The organism is Acidovorax sp. A1169, assembly GCF_030704685.1.
Lineage (GTDB): Bacteria > Pseudomonadota > Gammaproteobacteria > Burkholderiales > Burkholderiaceae_C > Acidovorax.
This window is the reverse complement of record NZ_JAUZDX010000007.1, coordinates 16,133-32,479: the sequence shown is the minus strand read 5'-3', so window position 1 is coordinate 32,479 and position 16,347 is coordinate 16,133. Positions and strand designations below refer to the sequence as shown.

Sequence of the window (16,347 nt, the reverse complement as noted above, 5' to 3'; positions counted from 1 at the left end):
TTCTTTTTTTCATGAATTGATGGCCGTCAACTTGCGCGATCTGGGCTACTTCGAAACGGTGGCCGAACTGGGCCATCTGGGCCAGGCTGCCGAGCGCCTGGGCCGCACCCAGCCCGCGCTGAGCAAGTCCATCCAGCGGCTGGAGGAATCGTTTGGTGCACCGCTGTTCCACCGCGCGGGGCGCGGCATCCAGCTCACCGCCGTGGGCGAGGTGCTGCTGGCCCGCGCACGGCTGCTGCGCAGCGCTTCGGACGAGGCCATGCGCGAGGTGGCCGACTTCGCGCAAGGCCATGCGGGGCACGTGCGCATCGGCAGCGGGCCGATTGCTGCCGACCATGTGCTGCCGGCGCTGTGCCAGTTGCTGCTGTCCGAGGCGCCCCGCACCACCATCGACATCACCGTGGGCCCGAGCATGGAGCTGCGCCAGCGCCTCAGCGAAGGCGGCATCGACCTGCTCATCGGCCTGGTGCCCGCGCCGGATGCACAGTTCCAGACGCACTCCATCTTCGAAGATGCCGTGGTGGTCGCCACCAGCCCCGATCACCCGGTGTTCGATCTGCGGGAGATCACGCTGCACAGCCTGCTCGCGCACGCCTGGGCACTGCCCAGCGCGTCCATTCCCAGCCGCCAGTGGCTGGACGCGGTGTTCCACTCGCGCGGCCTGGGCACCCCCCGCGTGCAGATCACCGCCAACTCCATCCCCCTGCTGCCCGCGCTGATCGCGCGCACGGGGCTGCTGAGCTTCGTCTCGCGGCGCACGCTGGTGGCGGCCAGCAAGGGCGCCTTGCGCGAGGTGCCGCTGGCCGAAACCACTTTGATACGCCCGCTGGGCGTGACCTACCGGCGCGACGGCTACCTGTCACCCGCCTCACGGCGGCTGGTGTCGCTGCTGCAGTCGCATGGTGAGCGGCTCATCGCCCAGGCCGTGGGAGAGGCCTGATAGAGGCCCCGGGGAGTGCTCACTCCACCTTGAAATCTGCCAGCAGCGGGTCGCCCGGCGGATAGCGCAGGTTGAGGTTCTGCAGCACCTGGCGCAGCACGCTGGCGATCATCAGGTTGCGGTGGGTCTTGGAGTCGGCCGGCACGATGGTCCAGGGTGCCCAGGCCGTGTGCGTGGCGTTGAGCAGGGTGTCGTAGGCCCGGCGGTAGTCCTTCCACTGCTTGCGCACTTCGATGTCGCCCATGCTGAACTTCCAGTGCTTGGCGGGGTCGTCCAGCCGCTCCTGCAGGCGCAGGCGCTGCTCCTCGGGGCTGATATGCAGCAGAAACTTGAGCACGATGGTGCCCGTCTCGCTGAGCATGCGCTCGAAATCGTTGATGTGCGCCAGGCGCTGTTGCTGCTGTTCGGGCGTGATCCAGCCGTTGACCACGGGCACCAGCACGTCCTCGTAGTGGCTGCGGTTGAAGACCGTGATGTCGCCCGCCTGCGGCACCTGCTGGTGGATGCGCCAGAGGTAGTCGTGCGCGCGTTCGGTCTCGGTGGGCGCCTTCCAGCCGATGGTGTGTACGCCCAGTGCGCTCATGCGGCCGAACACGCCGCGGATGGTGCCGTCCTTGCCCGAGGTGTCGGTGCCCTGCAGCACCACCAGCAGCTTGTAGCGCTTGTCGGCATAGAACAGGTTCTGCAACTCGTCGAGCTCCAGCGCCAGGGCTTCGACGGCAGCCTTGTCCTCGGCCTTGCTGCCCAGCGAGAACGGCTTGGCGCCCGGTTCCCAGTCGGCCAGGGTAGAGGTTTTGCCTTTCTTGCCGCCTGCCTTGGGCTGCCAGGCCGACCAGCGCTCGCCGAAGGCCTTGCTGCTGCTCTGGAAGGGAGGGGTCATGGTGTGCGTCTCCGGTGGTGTGGAAAGGGATATCAATGGTTGCCGTGGGCCGTGCGGTAGGCCATGGGGGTCTGGCCGGTGGCATGGGCAAAGGCCCGGTGCAGGCCGGCCTCGCTGGCAAAACCCAGGTCCTGGGCGATACGCTTGAGAGGGTAGCGGGTCTGGCACAGGGCATCTGCGGCCTGCCGCAATTTGATGCGACGCATCCAGTGTGCCGCAGACAGGCCCGTGTGCGCGCGCACCCGCCGCGCCAGGGTGCGGGTGGACAGGTGCATGGCCGCTGCAAGGTCGGCCAGGCACAGGCCCTGGGCCGGGCTGCGCTGCACCCAGAGCATGGCGCTGCGCAACGCGGGCTCTGCCTGGGCCATCAGGTCCAGCCCGGCAAAGACCGGATGGGTCGCGCGCGGGCGGGGCAGCATCAGCACCTCCTGCAGGTCCTGCACTGCCTGGGGCGGCAGCCGTGCCGCCAGCGCGTGCAGCATCAGCGGCAGGTAGCCGCTGGCCCCCGCGGCGGTGGTGGCCGCTGCGTGCGCCACCAGGGGTTCATCGAAGCGCCATTGCACGGCCGTGAACTCCTGCTGCAACGCCGCCTGCAGCCACCAGGTGGCCGTGGCCGTGTGGCCATCGAGCCGGCCGCTGGCGGCCAGCAGCACCACGCCGGCGCAGTAGCTCCACGCCTGCGTGCGACGCGGCAGGGCGCGCAGCGCCCGCACCAGGGGTTGCAGGGGGCGCAGTTGGGCCTGCACCTCGTCAGGTGACGACAGCCACAGGCCCGGCACCAGCACGGCATCGGCCTGTGCCTGCGCGAGGGTTGAGGTGGGCGCCAGTGCCGGCCCCTGCCATGTGGGGACCGGCTGGAGGTCCAGGCCCACCCACTGCACGTCGAACAGCGGCCGGCCCGCGCGCAGGTTGGCCGCGCGCGCCATGTCGGCTGTAGAGAACAGGCCTGCCGGCATGCAGCCCTCGTACAGCAGAAGGGCCAGGCGCAGGGGGCGCGCGGGGAAAGGAGGATCAGTGTCCGGGCGTGGCATGTATTGGCAATGAATTGTCCATTCCAGCCATTTTCACCAGGCAGGCGCTTTTGAACAATAGGGCTTCATCCAACGCACCTGCAACCACCCCATGAAGATCACCCAATTGCGCAATGCCACCATCGTGCTGGAATTCACGGTCCAGAGCGCACCCGTGGCCTTGCTGGTCGACCCCATGCTTTCGCGCCGGGGTGGCCTGCCCACGCTGCGCTACCTGGGCGGCACGCGCCGCCGCAACCCCATCGTGGAGCTGCCCGAAGGGGCCGACGCCGTGCTCGGCCGCGTGACGCATGCCCTCATCACCCATTGCCAGCGCGGCCACTTCGACCACCTGGACCGGTCGGGCAAGCAGTTCCTGCGCGGGAGAGGCACGCCCGTGCTCTGCATGCCCCGCGATGCGGACTACCTGGCCACGCGCGGCCTGGTGGCACTGCCGCTGGTGGGCACCGGCCGCCAGCCCTTTCTGGGCAGTGGGCACATCACGCCCATTGTCTGCCTGCACGGGCGCGGCTGGGTCGGCCGCCTCATGGAACATGGCCATGGCTACCTGATCGAGATGCCGGGCGAGCCCAGCGTCTACATCGCCGGGGACACGGTGCTCACCCCCGAGGTGCGCGACTGCCTCACCCGGCTGCGCCCCGAGGTGGCCGTGCTGCCGGCTGGCGGAGCGCGCTTCGACCTGGGGGGCGAGATCCTCATGGATGGGAAAGACATGATCGAGGCCTGCACCCTGGCACCCGGCATGGTGGTGGCCAACCACCTGGAAGCGCTGGACCATTGCCCCACCACGCGGTCCGGCCTGGCGGCCCTGGCCGCAGATGCCGGTGTGCAGGAGCGGCTGTGGATCCCTGAGGACGGCGAGTCACGCGTGTTCTGATGCGGACGTGGAGCAGACCTGCTCGGCGGGATGCCCGGCCCGGTACGCGTCGTGCGACATCAGCGCCACGAAGCGCCGTGCGCCCAGACCCAGCGGCCGCTCTTTGGACCACACCACGTCCACCCACAGGGCCGTGCCATTGCTCAGGTTCTCGAAGGGCATCTCCACCAGGGTGCCGGCGTCGATGCGCGGCTGCACCAGGGCGCGTGGCTGCCAGCCCCAGCCCAGGCCGGCCTCGATCAGGCCCAGGGCGGCCAGGTGGTTGTCGGTACGCCAGTGGTGGCGCGCGAAGACGAAGCGCCGGTCGATCTGCGCCAGGTCGCGGCTGGCCACCACGATCTGCCGTGTGGTCGTGAGGTGCTCCTCGCGCAGCTGCGCCTCCCCGGCCGGTTCGCCGCGCGCGGTGGCAGCTTCGCGCGCGGCCTGCAGCACCGGGTGGTCGGGTGCCATCACGGCCACCAGGGTTTCGCTGCCTACCTCCTGGAAGCCTTCGCGCCCGTCGATGCTGGGCCGCTCGAACACCAGCGCCAGCTGCGCGCGCCCGGTGTGCAGCAACTCGAGCGCATCGACCTGGGGCGCGGCCAGCACCTCCACCTGCAGCAGCGGGTATTCGCGTGCCAGGGCGGCAATGGGCTCCGTCCAGCGCGAGGCCAGCAGCTCGGGCGCAATCGCCACCGTGAGCCGTTCCTCCAGCCCCTGGGTGAGCGACAGCGCCTGCGCATTGAGCTGCTGCAGCTGACCGGCCAGCAGCCGCGCCTGGGGCTCCAGAGCCCGGGCCGCCGCCGTGGGCCGGGGCTCGCGGCCGCTGCGGTCAAAGAGCGGCATGTCCAGCTCCGCCTCCAGGTGGGCAATGGCCATGCTCACGGCAGACGGCACGCGCGAGAGGCTGCGGGCTGCAGCCGAAAAGGACCCCTGGTCCAGCACCGAAAGAAAGACCTGGATGTTGTCCGAGGAAAAAGCCATGGCTCAATCTATCAGAAAAACTGACATAAGCTAACTTTTTATATCAGAACGACGCACATAAAGTGCGGTCCATGGAATCGCAGAACACCACCACCACCTCTCTGGCGGCGCCGCAGGCTGCCGCCGGCCTGCAGGGCGTAAAGCGCCGCGTCGTCTACGTCACGCTGTACGAACTCATTGCCATTGCTGCCGCCACCGCCGGACTGGCTTTTCTGTCGGGCCAGGGCGCAGCACATGCGGGCGTGATCGCGGCCGTTGCCGCCCTCATCGCCGTGGCCTGGAACCTGCTGTTCAACTGGGCCTTCGAGCGCTGGGAGGCGCGGCAGGAGGTGCGCGGGCGCAGCGCAGCCCGCCGCGTGGTGCATGCTGTGAGCTTCGAGATGGGCTTGGTGATCACCCTGGTACCGATCTTTGCCTGGTGGTTCCAGATCAGCCTGTGGCAGGCGCTGGTGATGGACATCGGCATGATCGTCTTCTTCCTGTGCTACACCTTCGTCTTCAATTGGGTGTTCGACCAGGTGTTCGGCCTGCCCGCCAGTGCGCAGGGGGCTGCACAGGTCTGACGCCGCACGCAATGTGCGCTTTGTTACCCGGGGGATGCACAGGCTGCTTAGACTGAAAACAGTCAATCAAGGAGCCAGCATGGATCAAAACCAGGACAAGAATCCTTCGCCGCCTGCAGGCGGTGGCTTCTGGGTCAACCTCATTCGTGCCGAGATGGTCGTGCAGGTGGTGGGCCTGGTCGTCATCGGGGTGGTGGCGGTCACCGCCATCATCGTGTTCGGCATGAAATAGGACCGGCGCCTTTCTCAGGACCGCCCCGCTCGCACAACCGCATCAGCCCTGCAGCAGCTGCCCCGCGATGGCTGCAGCGGCGGTGCGTGTCTCCACCCCCAGCTTCTCGAAGATGTGCTCCAGGTGCTTGTTCACCGTGCGCGGGCTCATGCCCAGGATGTCGGCGATGTCGCGGTTGGTCTTGCCCTTGGTCAGCCACGAGAGCACCTCGGTCTCGCGCGGCGTCAACGCCACCTGCTGCAGGCGGCGCGGCGCGGCGGCCTCCGGCCGTGCGTGGCTGAGCAGCAGCATCGATTCGGCCAGGCCGCTGGCCCCCATGTGCCGGGCCAGCAGCTGCCGGCCGTCGGCCAATGCCAGGGTCTGTTCGCCATCGCGCTGGGCCTGCACCAGCCAGGCAGCGGCCAGTTCTGCGGGCGCCTCGGCATGGGCAAAGGCATCTTCCAGCCAGCGTGTGGCCTGGGGTGAGCGCCAGGCCATGCGGCCCTGGCCATCGAGTACCACCACGCCCAGGCCGGCCACGTCCACGGCCTCGCGCGCCATGCGCGTGGCCTGGGCATTGCGCACGTGGGTCGCCAGGCGCGCCAGCACCTCGGGGATGCGCAGCGGCTTGACCACATAGTCCACCCCGCCACTGTCAAAGCCCTGCAGGATCTGCGCCGTGTCCGACAGCCCGGTCATGAACACGATGGGCACGTGCGACCAGGGCGGCGTGGCCTTGAGCTGGCGGCACAGCGCAAAGCCGTCGATGCCGGGCATCACCGCGTCCAGCAGCACCCCGTCGGGCACCACCATGTCGAAGCGTTGCAGGGCCTCCTGCGCATCGCGCGCGGCCAGCACAGCATAGCCCTCTGCGGCGAGCGCGTCGCAGAGCATGCGCAGGGTGTCCAGGGCATCGTCCACCACCAGGATGACGCGCTGGCCGGGCCCTGCGGGGCTGGCTGGGGCCGATGGGTCAAAGGAGCTGTTCATGGTCGGGTTCGCGAAGGTGGTGGGCCAGGGCCTCGAAATCGAAACGGTCGGCGCAGGCCTGCAGCACGGCCAGTGCGGCGGCATGGGCAGGCAGTTCGGCACGCGCCTGGCGCAGCAGCTCGCGCACGGCGCCGGCCTGGCCCTGGCGTGCCAGTCGGGTCAGGTCGTCGCGCAGGCCCTGGGGCAGGCTGGTGGACGCAGGTACCTGGCCCACGGCCTCGCCCATTGCGGTCGGCAAGGGTGGCGGCGTGTTGTCGTGCACCCATTCGAGCTGCAGCGCCGCCTGCAGCGCGCGCAGCAGCTCGGACTCGATCACCGGCTTGCCCACGAAGCTCTGCACCTGCATGGCCGCCAGGCGCCCGGGCTCGTGGTCGAACTGGTTGGCCGAGACGAAGACGATGGGCAGCTCCGACGCCGGGCGCAGCGTGCGCAGCAGCGCGGCCGTCTGCCAGCCATCGAGGTCGTCCATGGAAATGTCCAGCAGCACCAGGTCGGGCGGGCTCTGGCGCACGATCTCCACGCATTCGAGGCCACTGGCCGCCTCGCGCACGATGAAGCCCAGCGGCACTAGCAGGCCAGCCAGCAATTGGCGCTGCAGCGGCTGGTCGTCCACCACCAGCAGCGTGCGGCGCGGGCCGATGTGGCCGATCACCGGGCGCAGTGCCGCCATGTGGGCCGGGCGCCATGCCGGGTCGGGCGAGATGCCGGGCAGGTACAGGCGCACGGTGAAGGTGCTGCCCTGGCCGGGCGTGCTGGCCACCGTGAGCTCGCCCCCCATGAGCTGCGTGAGCAGGTGCGTGATGGTCAGGCCCAGGCCGGTTCCGGCCTCGCTCGCGCGGCGGCCGGCGCTGCCACGCTCGAACGGCAGGAAGATGCGTTCAAGGTCTTGCGGCTCGATGCCGATGCCGGTGTCGATCACCTCGATGCGCGAGACATGCGGGCGAAAGTCCAGGCGCAGCCGCACCTCGCCGCGCTCGGTGAAGCGCACCGCGTTGGACAGCAGGTTGATCAAAATCTGGCGCAGCCGCTTGGCATCGGCCCGTATCCAGCCGGGCATGGTGCCTTCGGTCTGCACCACGAAGCGCAGGCCCCTGGCCTCCGCTTGCGGGCGCAGCATGCCCTCCACGTTCTGGATCAGCTCGGGCAGGGGCAGGGGCAGCAGGTCCAGGCGCAGGCGGCCGGCCTCGATGCGCGCCAGCTCCAGCGAGCCGTCGATCAGCGCATGCATGTGCTGGCCGCTGTGCTGGATGGTGGACAGGCTCTCGCGCAGCCAGCCATCGGTCTGCGGGTTCTTGAGCAGGATCTGGGTGTAGCCGAGGATGCTGTTGAGCGGCGAACGCAGCTCGTGCGTCATGCCGGCCACATAGCGCGTCTTGGCCAGGCTGGCCGATTCGGCCTGGTCCTTGGCGGCTTGCAGCTCGGCATCGGTGCGCTTGTGCGCCTCGATCTCCTGCAGCAAGAGCTGCGTCTGCCGCTCCGATTCATCCTGCGCCATGCGCCGGCTGTCGGTGCTCAGCACCACCCACCAGGCGCACACGGCGGCCAGCAGGGCCAGCAGCGCGAACACCTTGAAGAAGGGCATGCGCAGGAACTGCGCTGGCGTCTCGATGCTCTCCTGCACATAGACCACGCCGAGCAGGAAGACCATCACCGCGCACAGCGAGACCATCACCATCAGGTACTGGCCCATGCGGAAGTTGACCTTGGCCGCCCAGTGGCGCGGCAACAGCAGCGCGGCCACGGCGCGCAGCTGGTCGGTGGCGCGCGAGCCGGTCTTGCAGCGGTCATGGCAGCGCGATTCGAGCGAGCAGCACAGCGAGCAGATGGCCGCGCCATAGGCCGGGCAGCGCGCCATGTCTTCGGATTCGAACTGGTTCTCGCACACCGTGCAGCGCACCGCCTCGCCGGGCTGCCAGGTGGTGTCGGGCTGGCGCGCCAGGTAGTAGCGCCCGCCCGTGGCCCAGGCCAGCAGCGGCGCCAGCGCCATCGACAGCACCAGCGCAATGAAGGGAGAGAACGCGGCCGCCATCTCGCCGAGCATGCCCGCGTAGGCGCAGCAGGCCACCGTGGCCGCCAGCACCATGGAGCCCAGGCCCACGGGGTTGAAGTCGTACAGGTGCGCACGGCGGAACTCGATGCCCGGCGGCGACAGCCCGAGCGGTTTGTTGATCACCAGGTCAGCCACCAGCGCCCCCACCCAGGCAATCGCCACGTTGCTGTAAACCGCCAGCACCTTCTCGAGCGCGCCGAAGACCCCGAGCGTCATGAGCAGCGTGGCGATGCCCACGTTGAACACCAGCCAGACCACGCGCCCCGGGTGGCTGCGCGTGATGCGCGCGAAGAAGTTGGACCAGGCGAGCGAGCCCGCGTAGGCATTCGTCAGGTTGATCTTGATCTGCGAGACGACGACGAAGAGCACCGTGACCGCCACCGCCAGGCCCGGCAGTCCGAGCGCCGCCATGACCTGGTGGAAGCCCGCCAGGAACATCTGCGTGGGCTCGGCCGCGCGCGTGGTGCCCACCTCGAACTGCAGTGCCGCAAAGGCCAGGAAGGCGCCGCCCGCCATCTTCAGCATGCCCATCACGATCCAGCCCGGGCCCGCCACCAGCACCGCGCCCCACCAGCGCCAGCGGTTGGCGGCCGTGCGCTCGGGCAAAAAGCGCAGAAAGTCCACCTGCTCGCCGATCTGCACCACCAGCGAGAAGATCACCGTGCCCGCCACGCCGAACATCAGCAGGTTGAACTGGCTGCTGCCGCTCTTGAGGCCCGACAGCCCCGCGAAGTCGCGGTACAGCTGCGGCTGCGCCAGCGCGATCCAGACGAAGGGCAGCAGCAGCAAAAACAGCCACAGCGGCTGCGTCCAGGCCTGAAGGCGCGAGATCAGCGTGATGCCGCGCATGGCCAGGGGCAGGATGACCAGGGACGAGACCACGTAGCACCACTGCAGCGGCCAGTCCACCACCATCTGCAGCGCCAGCGCCATGATGGCCGCCTCCAGCGCGAAGAAGATGAAGGTGAACACCGCGTAGATCAGCGAGGTGATGGTCGAGCCCAGGTAGCCGAAGCCCGCGCCGCGCGTGAGCAGGTCCATGTCCAGCCCGTAGCGCGCCGCGTAGTAGGCAATCGGCAGCCCGGTGAGGAAGATCAGCACCCCCACCGCGAGGATGGCCCACATGGCATTGCTGAAGCCGTAGTTGAGCGCAATCGCCCCGCCGATGGCCTCCAGCGCCAGAAAGGACAGCGAGCCGAACGCCGTGTTCGCCACGCGGAACTCGCTCCAGCGCCGAAAGCTCTTGGGGGTGTAGCGCAGCGCGTAGTCCTCCATGGTCTCGTCGGCCACCCAGGCGTTGTACTCGCGCCGGAAGCGAAAGATCGTCTGCTGGGCAGGCTGGGGCGCGCCGGACGGAGGGGTGGAGGGCATGCACGGGGCCCATGCAAGAAACGTTCTAGCAACGCTTGCCGCGAGGTGCGTACGCACGGGCTACGTTAATTGACGTATGGGCGCGTACCAGGGTTGTCCCTAATCTTGGCACCAGCGCGGCACCCACGGCAACCCAGCCGGCCAGCGCCGCACACCACCCCAACCCGTCTGTTGCAAGGAGCGTTTTCACCATGAAGCACCTCACCGATCCGAATGCCCTGGGCCTTCCTCCCTCCACGGACGGCGGCCGCCGCCGCCTGCTGCAGGCCATGGGCGCCGCCTCGATGGCGGGCCTGCCGGCCTGGTCCTTCGCCCAGCCCACCGCCCAGGTCAACACCACCAAGCTGGCCGTGACGGACACCGAAGTCACCGTGGGCCAGCTGCATTCGGCCACCGGCACCATGGCCATCTCCGAGACCGGCTCCATCCAGGCCGAGCAGCTCGCCATTGACCAGATCAATGCCATGGGTGGCGTGCTGGGCCGCAAGATCAAGGTCATCAAGGAAGACGGCGCCTCCGACTGGCCTACCTTCGCCGAAAAATCCAAGAAGCTGCTCATCAACGACCACTGCGCCGCCGTGTTCGGCTGCTGGACCAGCGCCTCGCGCAAGGCCGTGCTGCCGGTGTTCGAAAAGGAGAACGGCCTCTTGTACTACCCCACCTTCTACGAAGGCCTGGAGCAGTCCAAGAACGTGATCTACACCGGCCAGGAGGCCACGCAGCAGATCCTGTACAGCCTGGAGTGGGCCAAGACCGAGAAGAAGGCCAAGACCTTCTTCCTGATCGGCTCGGACTACATCTGGCCGCGCACCTCGATGAAGATCGCGCGCAAGCACGTGGAGAACTTTCAGAAGGGCAAGATCGTGGGCGAGGAGTACTACCCGCTGGGCAGCACCAACTTCGGCTCGCTGATGAACAAGATCAAGGTGCAGAAGCCCGACTGCCTGTTCGTCGCCGTGGTGGGCGGCTCCAACGTGGCGTTCTACAAGGCGCTCAAGGCCGCCGGCATCACGGGCGACAAGCAGCTTTTGGTCACCCTCTCGGTCACCGAGGACGAGATGACGGGCGTGGGCGGCGAGAACTTCGCGGGCTTCTTCTCGTCGATGAAGTACTTCCAGTCGCTGGACAACGAGAACAACAAGAAGTTCGTCGCTGCCTTCAAGGGCAAGTACGGCAAGGATGCCGTGATCGGCGACGTGACCCAGGCCGGCTACCTGGGCCCGTGGCTGTGGAAGGCCGCGGTCGAGAAGGCCAAGAGCTTCGACGTGGACAAGGTGGTGGCCGCCTCGCCGGGCATTGAGCTCAAGACCGCACCCGAGGGCTACGTCAAGCTCGACGCCAACCACCACCTGTGGAGCAAGTCGCGCATCGCCATGGGCATGCCGGATGCGAGCTTCAAGGTCGTCGCAGAGTCGCCCGAGCTCATCAAGCCCGATCCATTCCCTAAGGGCTACCAGTAATTCCCACCGCCGCAGCGTCCGGCCCACCAGGCCGGGCCGCTGCATGGCCACCCCTTGTTTGCCGTGAATGGAGTCTGGCACCCATGAACTTTTCGGAAATGCTCAACATCGGCCTCATGCAGGGCTTTGCGGGCCTGAGCCTGTTTGCCGTGCTGCTGCTCATGGGCCTGGGGCTGGCCATCATCTTCGGGCAGATGGGCGTGATCAACATGGCGCATGGCGAGTTCATGACCATCGGCGCCTACACCATCTACCTGGGCTCCACGCTGGCCTCCACGCATGCGCCGCAGCTGGTGGCTTACTATTTTCCGGTGGCCATCGTGGCCGCCTTCGGCTTTGCCTTTGCCGCGGGCTGGCTGGTGGAGTGGGGGCTCATCCGCCACCTGTACAAGCGCCCGCTCGATACGCTGCTGGCTACCTGGGGCATCAGCCTGGCACTGCAGCAGTGCTTTCGCACCTTCATCGGCCCCAAGGAAGTCAGCCCCACGCTGCCCGACTGGCTGCTGGGCTCCTGGGCGCCCGTCGAGGGCCTGGACATCCCCATCAACGGCATGTTCGTGCTGGGTCTCACGGCGGTGGTCACCTGTGGCGTGCTGCTGGCTCTGCACCGAAGCCGCTGGGGCCTCAGGGTCCGTGCCACGGTGGCCAACCGCGTGATGGCCAACGCCACGGGCATCGATACGCAAAAGACCGACCGCCTGACTTTCGCCATCGGCTGCGGCATCGCCGGCGTGGCGGGGGCTGCCTTCACCACCATCGGCTCCACGGGGCCGACCTCGGGCTCGCTCTACATCGTGGATGCCTTCCTGGTCGTCACCTTCGGCGGCGCGGCCAGCCTGTTGGGCACCGTGGTCTCGGCCTTCGGCATCGCGCAGACGCAGTCGATCACCGAGTTCTTCCTGGCCGGCTCCATGGCCAAGGTGATCACGCTGTCGCTGATCGTGCTGATCCTCATGGTGCGGCCGCAGGGCCTGTTCGCCTCCAAGGTGCGCCGCTGAGCGTTTGTCGACCCCCCACCTGAGTTCACCGGAGTCCTTTCATGAATGCCCTCAAAGCCTGGATCCAGCGCTACCAGCTCGCCAGCCTGGTGCTGCTCACCGTGCTGCTGGCCGTGGTGCTGCCACTGGCGCTCGACATCTTTCGCCTGAACCTCGTGGGCAAATACCTCACCTACGCCTTCGTGGCCATCGGTCTGGTCATGGTCTGGGGCTACGGCGGCGTGCTCAGCCTGGGGCAGGGCGTGTTCTTCGGCCTGGGCGGCTACGCCATGGCGATGTTCCTCAAGCTCGAAGCCTCCGATCCCATCAGCACCAAGATCCAGTCCACACCGGGCATTCCCGACTTCATGGACTGGAACCAGATCACCGAACTGCCCGCACTCTGGGTGCCGTTCAAGAGCCTGCCGTTCTCGTTGGCTGCCGTGATCGTGGTGCCCACGCTGCTGGCCTGGATCGTGAGCTTCGCCATGTTCAAGCGCCGCGTGGGCGGGGTGTACTTCGCCATCATCACCCAGGCCGTGGCGCTGATCTGCACCGTGCTCATCATCGGCCAGCAGGGCTACACCGGCGGCGTCAACGGCATGACCGACCTCAAGACCCTGTGGGGCTGGGACACGCGCACCGACAGCGCCAAGTACATCCTGTACTACGTGTGCGTGGCACTGCTGGTGTTGTCCATCGTGCTGTGCCGCTTCATCCAGACCAGCAAGCTCGGCACCCTGCTGCTGGCCATGCGCGACAAGGAAGACCGCGTGCGCTTTTCGGGCTACGACGTGGCCAACTTCAAGGTCTTCACCTTCTGCCTGGCCGCTGCGCTGTCGGGTATCGGCGGTGCGCTGTTCTCGCTGCAGGTGGGCTTCATGTCGCCGAGCTTCGTGGGCATCGTTCCCTCCATCGAGATGGTGATCTATGCCGCCGTGGGCGGGCGCATGAGCCTGGTGGGTGCGGTCTACGGCACCTTGCTGGTGAATGCGGGCAAGACCTACTTCTCCGAGAGCTTCCCCGACCTGTGGCTGTTCCTCATGGCGGCCCTGTTCATCGGCGTGACCATGGCCTTCCCCATGGGCCTGGCGGGCCTGTGGGAGAGCCACATCGTGCCTTGGTGGAAGGGCCGGCGCGAGGCGCTGCGCCAGGCCTCTGTGCCACCACCCACGACCACCCCGCGTACTGCCACCGAGGCCGAAGCCGCCAAGGCTCCCACCCTGCCCGAAGGCACCAGCAGCCAGAGCGCCTGAGCGCACCCCGCACCCGGAGCACCCTTCATGAGCAACACCGACTTCGCCCTGGCCGTGGAAGACCTCACGGTCTCGTTCGACGGCTTCAAGGCCATCGACGCCCTCACGCTGTATGTCGACAAGAACGAGCTGCGCGTGATCATCGGCCCCAACGGTGCGGGCAAGACCACGCTCTTGGACCTGATCTGCGGCAAGACGCGCGCCACCGGTGGCAGCATCAAGTTCAAGAACGAGGAGCTCACGCGCATGGCCGAACACAAGCGCGTGCGCCTGGGCATCGGCCGCAAGTTCCAGACGCCCTCGATCTACGAGAACCTCTCGGTGTTCCAGAACCTGGAGGTCTCCTACCCCTCGGGCCGCTCGGTCTTCGGCGCGCTGGCGTTCCGTTGCACACCGGCGGTGAAGGAGCGTGTGCAGGCCGTGGCCGATGACATCGGCCTGGGCGACAAGCTCGAAACCGAGGCGGGCCTGCTCTCGCACGGGCAAAAGCAGTGGCTGGAGATCGGCATGTTGCTGATGCAGGAGCCCGAGCTGCTGATGCTCGACGAACCCATCGCCGGCATGAGCGCGCGCGAGCGCGAGCTCACCGCCGAGCTGCTGCAGCGCATCTGCAAGAACCGCGCGGTGATCGTGATCGAGCACGACATGGAGTTCGTCAAGCGCATCGCGCACAAGGTCACCGTCATGCACCAGGGAAAGATCCTGGCCGAGGGCTCGATGGACAAGGTCCAGAACGACCCGAAGGTGATCGACGTCTACCTCGGCCACTGACCGACCATCCCCCGCACAGGAGAGCACCCATATGTTGGAAGTCAAGGACCTGTTCGTGGCCTATGGCCAGAGTGAAGCACTGCACGGCATCTCGTTCTCGGGCCGCGCCAACGAAACCGTGGCCATCATGGGCCGCAACGGCATGGGCAAGACCACGCTGTTCAAGAGCCTCATGGGCGTGATGCCGGTCAAGAGCGGCAGCATCAGCGTGGCCGGCCAGGAGGTGACGAAGGACGAGAGCTTTCGCCGCGTGGCCAAGGGCATCGCCTACGTGCCCCAGGGCCGCATGATCTTTCCGACACTGACGGTGGAAGAGAACATCCAGACGGGCCTCGAAAACTCGAAGACGCGCGAGATACCCGACGAGATCTACGCGCTGTTCCCCGTGCTCTGGGACATGCGCCGGCGCAAGGGCGGCAACCTCTCGGGCGGGCAGCAGCAGCAGCTGGCGATTGCGCGCGCGCTGGTCACCGACCCCAAGGTGCTGCTGCTCGACGAGCCCACCGAGGGCATCCAGCCTTCCATCATCAAGGACATCGCCAAGGCACTCAACGAGATCCGCAAGCTGCGCCAAATCACCATCGTGGTCAGCGAGCAGGTGCTCTCGTTTGCCATGGACGTGGCCGACCGCCTGTTCGTCATCGAAGGCGGCCGCCTGGTGCACGAGACGGCGCGCGCGGACACCGACCAGCAGCACATCAAGGCCTACCTTTCCGTCTGAGCCTTTCTCCCGTCTCTTTTCGTTCCCCTCCACAACCATCCAAGGAGCAACACGCCATGGCCGATACCCTGATCAAGGTGGACCTCAAGCAGTCCCCGTACGACAACCCGTTGATGCACAACCGCTGGCACCCGGACATCCCCATGGCCGTGTGGGTGGAGCCCGGGGCGGAGTTCAAGCTCGAAACCTATGACTGGACGGGTGGCGCGATCAAGAACGACGACAGCGCCGACGACGTGCGCGACGTGGACCTGTCCACTGTGCACTTCCTGTCGGGCCCCGTGGGCGTCAAAGGCGCAGAGCCGGGCGACCTGCTGGTGGTGGACCTGCTCGACATCGGCGCGCGCGACGACAGCCTGTGGGGCTTCAACGGCTTCTTCTCCAAGAAGAACGGCGGCGGCTTCCTGACCGAGCACTACCCGCTGGCGCAAAAGTCCATCTGGGACTTCCACGGCATGTTCACCAACAGCCGCCACATCCCGGGCGTGAACTTCGCAGGGCTGATCCACCCCGGCCTGATCGGCTGCCTGCCCGACCAGAAGATGCTCGACGCCTGGAACGCCCGCGAGGCCGAGCTGATCGCCACCGACCCGGACCGCGTGCCCGGCCTGGCCAACCCGCCCAACGGCACCACCGCCCACATGGGCAAGCTGCAGGGCGAGGCCAAGGCCAAGGCCGCCGCCGAGGGCGCGCGCACCGTGCCGCCGCGCGAGCACGGCGGCAATTGCGACATCAAGGACCTCTCGCGCGGCTCCAAGGTGTACTTCCCGGTCTACGTGGAAGGCGCGGGCCTCTCGGTGGGCGACCTGCACTTCAGCCAGGGCGATGGCGAAATCACCTTCTGCGGCGCCATCGAGATGGCCGGCTGGGTACACATGAAGGTCAGCCTGATCAAGGGCGGCATGGCCAAGTACGGCATCAAGAACCCCATCTTCAAGCCCAGCCCGGTTACGCCCAACTACAAGGACTACCTGATCTTCGAGGGCATCTCGGTCGACGAATCGGGCAAGCAGCACTACCTGGATGTCACGGTGGCCTACCGCCAAGCCTGCCTGAACGCCATCGAATACCTCAAGAAGTTCGGCTACAGCGGCGCGCAGGCCTATTCCATCCTGGGCACCGCCCCGGTGCAGGGCCATATCAGCGGTGTGGTGGACGTGCCCAATGCCTGCGCCACGCTGTGGCTGCCCACGGAGATCTTCGACTTCGACATCAACCCCACGGCCGCCGGCCCGGTGAAGATGCTCGACGGCAGCATCGACATGCCGATCTCGCAAGACAAGTAG

General features: G+C 67.2%; 15 protein-coding genes. 10 read left to right on the top strand and 5 right to left on the bottom strand.

Annotated elements, in window-relative coordinates; translation table 11 throughout:
- The first annotated feature begins 19 nt into the window (after nucleotides 1–19).
- A complete protein-coding gene (locus QYL93_RS13405; RefSeq protein WP_305744093.1) occupies nucleotides 20–940 on the top strand; it encodes a LysR family transcriptional regulator in 921 nt (306 codons plus the stop codon).
- Between the two features lie 19 nt (nucleotides 941–959).
- On the opposite strand, the gene QYL93_RS13400 is transcribed toward QYL93_RS13405, so the two are convergent.
- Together QYL93_RS13400 and QYL93_RS13395 are read right to left on the bottom strand one after the other, a co-directional pair.
- Nucleotides 960–1,820 (bottom strand): PPK2 family polyphosphate kinase, encoded by an 861-nt coding sequence (locus tag QYL93_RS13400; RefSeq protein ID WP_305744092.1) that lies wholly within the window; start codon nucleotides 1,818–1,820, stop codon nucleotides 960–962.
- 32 nt (nucleotides 1,821–1,852) lie between these two features.
- Nucleotides 1,853–2,851 (bottom strand): GlxA family transcriptional regulator, encoded by a 999-nt coding sequence (locus tag QYL93_RS13395; RefSeq protein ID WP_305744091.1) that lies wholly within the window; start codon nucleotides 2,849–2,851, stop codon nucleotides 1,853–1,855.
- A gap of 91 nt (nucleotides 2,852–2,942) precedes the next feature.
- Between QYL93_RS13395 and QYL93_RS13390 the strand changes: the two genes are divergently transcribed.
- The gene (locus tag QYL93_RS13390; protein WP_305744090.1) at nucleotides 2,943–3,728 is read left to right on the top strand and encodes an MBL fold metallo-hydrolase; all 786 of its coding nucleotides are present in this window, start codon (nucleotides 2,943–2,945) and stop codon (nucleotides 3,726–3,728) included.
- On the opposite strand, the gene QYL93_RS13385 is transcribed toward QYL93_RS13390, so the two are convergent.
- Nucleotides 3,714–4,691, bottom strand: coding sequence for a LysR family transcriptional regulator (locus tag QYL93_RS13385; RefSeq protein ID WP_305744089.1), 978 nt, complete (start codon nucleotides 4,689–4,691; stop codon nucleotides 3,714–3,716). The genes QYL93_RS13390 and QYL93_RS13385 overlap by 15 nt on opposite strands.
- Before the next feature lie 71 nt (nucleotides 4,692–4,762).
- On the opposite strand from QYL93_RS13385, the gene QYL93_RS13380 reads away from it, so the two are divergent.
- Nucleotides 4,763–5,254, top strand: coding sequence for a PACE efflux transporter (locus QYL93_RS13380; protein WP_305744088.1), 492 nt, complete (start codon nucleotides 4,763–4,765; stop codon nucleotides 5,252–5,254).
- A 79-nt stretch (nucleotides 5,255–5,333) separates the two neighbouring features.
- Entirely contained in the window at nucleotides 5,334–5,486 is a 153-nt protein-coding gene (locus QYL93_RS13375; RefSeq protein ID WP_305744087.1) for a hypothetical protein, read from the top strand.
- 42 nt (nucleotides 5,487–5,528) lie between these two features.
- On the opposite strand, the gene QYL93_RS13370 is transcribed toward QYL93_RS13375, so the two are convergent.
- Nucleotides 5,529–6,455, bottom strand: coding sequence for a response regulator (locus tag QYL93_RS13370; RefSeq protein WP_305744086.1), 927 nt, complete (start codon nucleotides 6,453–6,455; stop codon nucleotides 5,529–5,531).
- Nucleotides 6,439–9,876 carry an ATP-binding protein gene (locus QYL93_RS13365; protein WP_305744085.1) on the bottom strand — a complete coding sequence of 1,146 codons (3,438 nt, stop codon included), beginning with the start codon at nucleotides 9,874–9,876 and terminating at the stop codon, nucleotides 6,439–6,441. The genes QYL93_RS13370 and QYL93_RS13365 overlap by 17 nt, the downstream gene beginning before the upstream one ends.
- Nucleotides 9,877–10,067: 191 nt before the next feature.
- On the opposite strand from QYL93_RS13365, the gene urtA reads away from it, so the two are divergent.
- From urtA to fmdA, 6 genes are all read left to right on the top strand, one after another.
- Nucleotides 10,068–11,336 carry an urea ABC transporter substrate-binding protein gene (gene urtA, locus QYL93_RS13360; protein ID WP_305744084.1) on the top strand — a complete coding sequence of 423 codons (1,269 nt, stop codon included), beginning with the start codon at nucleotides 10,068–10,070 and terminating at the stop codon, nucleotides 11,334–11,336.
- Between the two features lie 83 nt (nucleotides 11,337–11,419).
- Nucleotides 11,420–12,334 (top strand): urea ABC transporter permease subunit UrtB, encoded by a 915-nt coding sequence (gene urtB, locus QYL93_RS13355; RefSeq protein WP_057266749.1) that lies wholly within the window; start codon nucleotides 11,420–11,422, stop codon nucleotides 12,332–12,334.
- Between the two features lie 41 nt (nucleotides 12,335–12,375).
- Nucleotides 12,376–13,569, top strand: coding sequence for an urea ABC transporter permease subunit UrtC (urtC, locus tag QYL93_RS13350; protein ID WP_305744083.1), 1,194 nt, complete (start codon nucleotides 12,376–12,378; stop codon nucleotides 13,567–13,569).
- Between the two features lie 27 nt (nucleotides 13,570–13,596).
- The gene (gene urtD / locus QYL93_RS13345) at nucleotides 13,597–14,340 is read left to right on the top strand and encodes an urea ABC transporter ATP-binding protein UrtD (protein WP_305744082.1); all 744 of its coding nucleotides are present in this window, start codon (nucleotides 13,597–13,599) and stop codon (nucleotides 14,338–14,340) included.
- A gap of 31 nt (nucleotides 14,341–14,371) precedes the next feature.
- Nucleotides 14,372–15,061, top strand: coding sequence for an urea ABC transporter ATP-binding subunit UrtE (urtE, locus tag QYL93_RS13340; RefSeq protein ID WP_305744081.1), 690 nt, complete (start codon nucleotides 14,372–14,374; stop codon nucleotides 15,059–15,061).
- Nucleotides 15,062–15,117: 56 nt separating this feature from the next.
- Nucleotides 15,118–16,347 (top strand): formamidase, encoded by a 1,230-nt coding sequence (fmdA, locus tag QYL93_RS13335; protein WP_305744080.1) that lies wholly within the window; start codon nucleotides 15,118–15,120, stop codon nucleotides 16,345–16,347.

Coding starts and splice junctions, on each gene's coding strand:
- QYL93_RS13385 (WP_305744089.1), bottom strand. CDS start 4,691: ATGGCTTTTTCCTCGGACAACATCCAGGTCTTTCTTTCGGTGCTGGAC.
- QYL93_RS13370 (WP_305744086.1), bottom strand. CDS start 6,455: ATGAACAGCTCCTTTGACCCATCGGCCCCAGCCAGCCCCGCAGGGCCC.
- urtB (WP_057266749.1), top strand. CDS start 11,420: ATGAACTTTTCGGAAATGCTCAACATCGGCCTCATGCAGGGCTTTGCG.
- urtD (WP_305744082.1), top strand. CDS start 13,597: ATGAGCAACACCGACTTCGCCCTGGCCGTGGAAGACCTCACGGTCTCG.
- QYL93_RS13390 (WP_305744090.1), top strand. CDS start 2,943: ATGAAGATCACCCAATTGCGCAATGCCACCATCGTGCTGGAATTCACG.
- urtC (WP_305744083.1), top strand. CDS start 12,376: ATGAATGCCCTCAAAGCCTGGATCCAGCGCTACCAGCTCGCCAGCCTG.
- QYL93_RS13405 (WP_305744093.1), top strand. CDS start 20: ATGGCCGTCAACTTGCGCGATCTGGGCTACTTCGAAACGGTGGCCGAA.
- urtA (WP_305744084.1), top strand. CDS start 10,068: ATGAAGCACCTCACCGATCCGAATGCCCTGGGCCTTCCTCCCTCCACG.
- QYL93_RS13375 (WP_305744087.1), top strand. CDS start 5,334: ATGGATCAAAACCAGGACAAGAATCCTTCGCCGCCTGCAGGCGGTGGC.
- QYL93_RS13365 (WP_305744085.1), bottom strand. CDS start 9,876: ATGCCCTCCACCCCTCCGTCCGGCGCGCCCCAGCCTGCCCAGCAGACG.
- fmdA (WP_305744080.1), top strand. CDS start 15,118: ATGGCCGATACCCTGATCAAGGTGGACCTCAAGCAGTCCCCGTACGAC.
- urtE (WP_305744081.1), top strand. CDS start 14,372: ATGTTGGAAGTCAAGGACCTGTTCGTGGCCTATGGCCAGAGTGAAGCA.
- QYL93_RS13380 (WP_305744088.1), top strand. CDS start 4,763: ATGGAATCGCAGAACACCACCACCACCTCTCTGGCGGCGCCGCAGGCT.
- QYL93_RS13400 (WP_305744092.1), bottom strand. CDS start 1,820: ATGACCCCTCCCTTCCAGAGCAGCAGCAAGGCCTTCGGCGAGCGCTGG.
- QYL93_RS13395 (WP_305744091.1), bottom strand. CDS start 2,851: ATGCCACGCCCGGACACTGATCCTCCTTTCCCCGCGCGCCCCCTGCGC.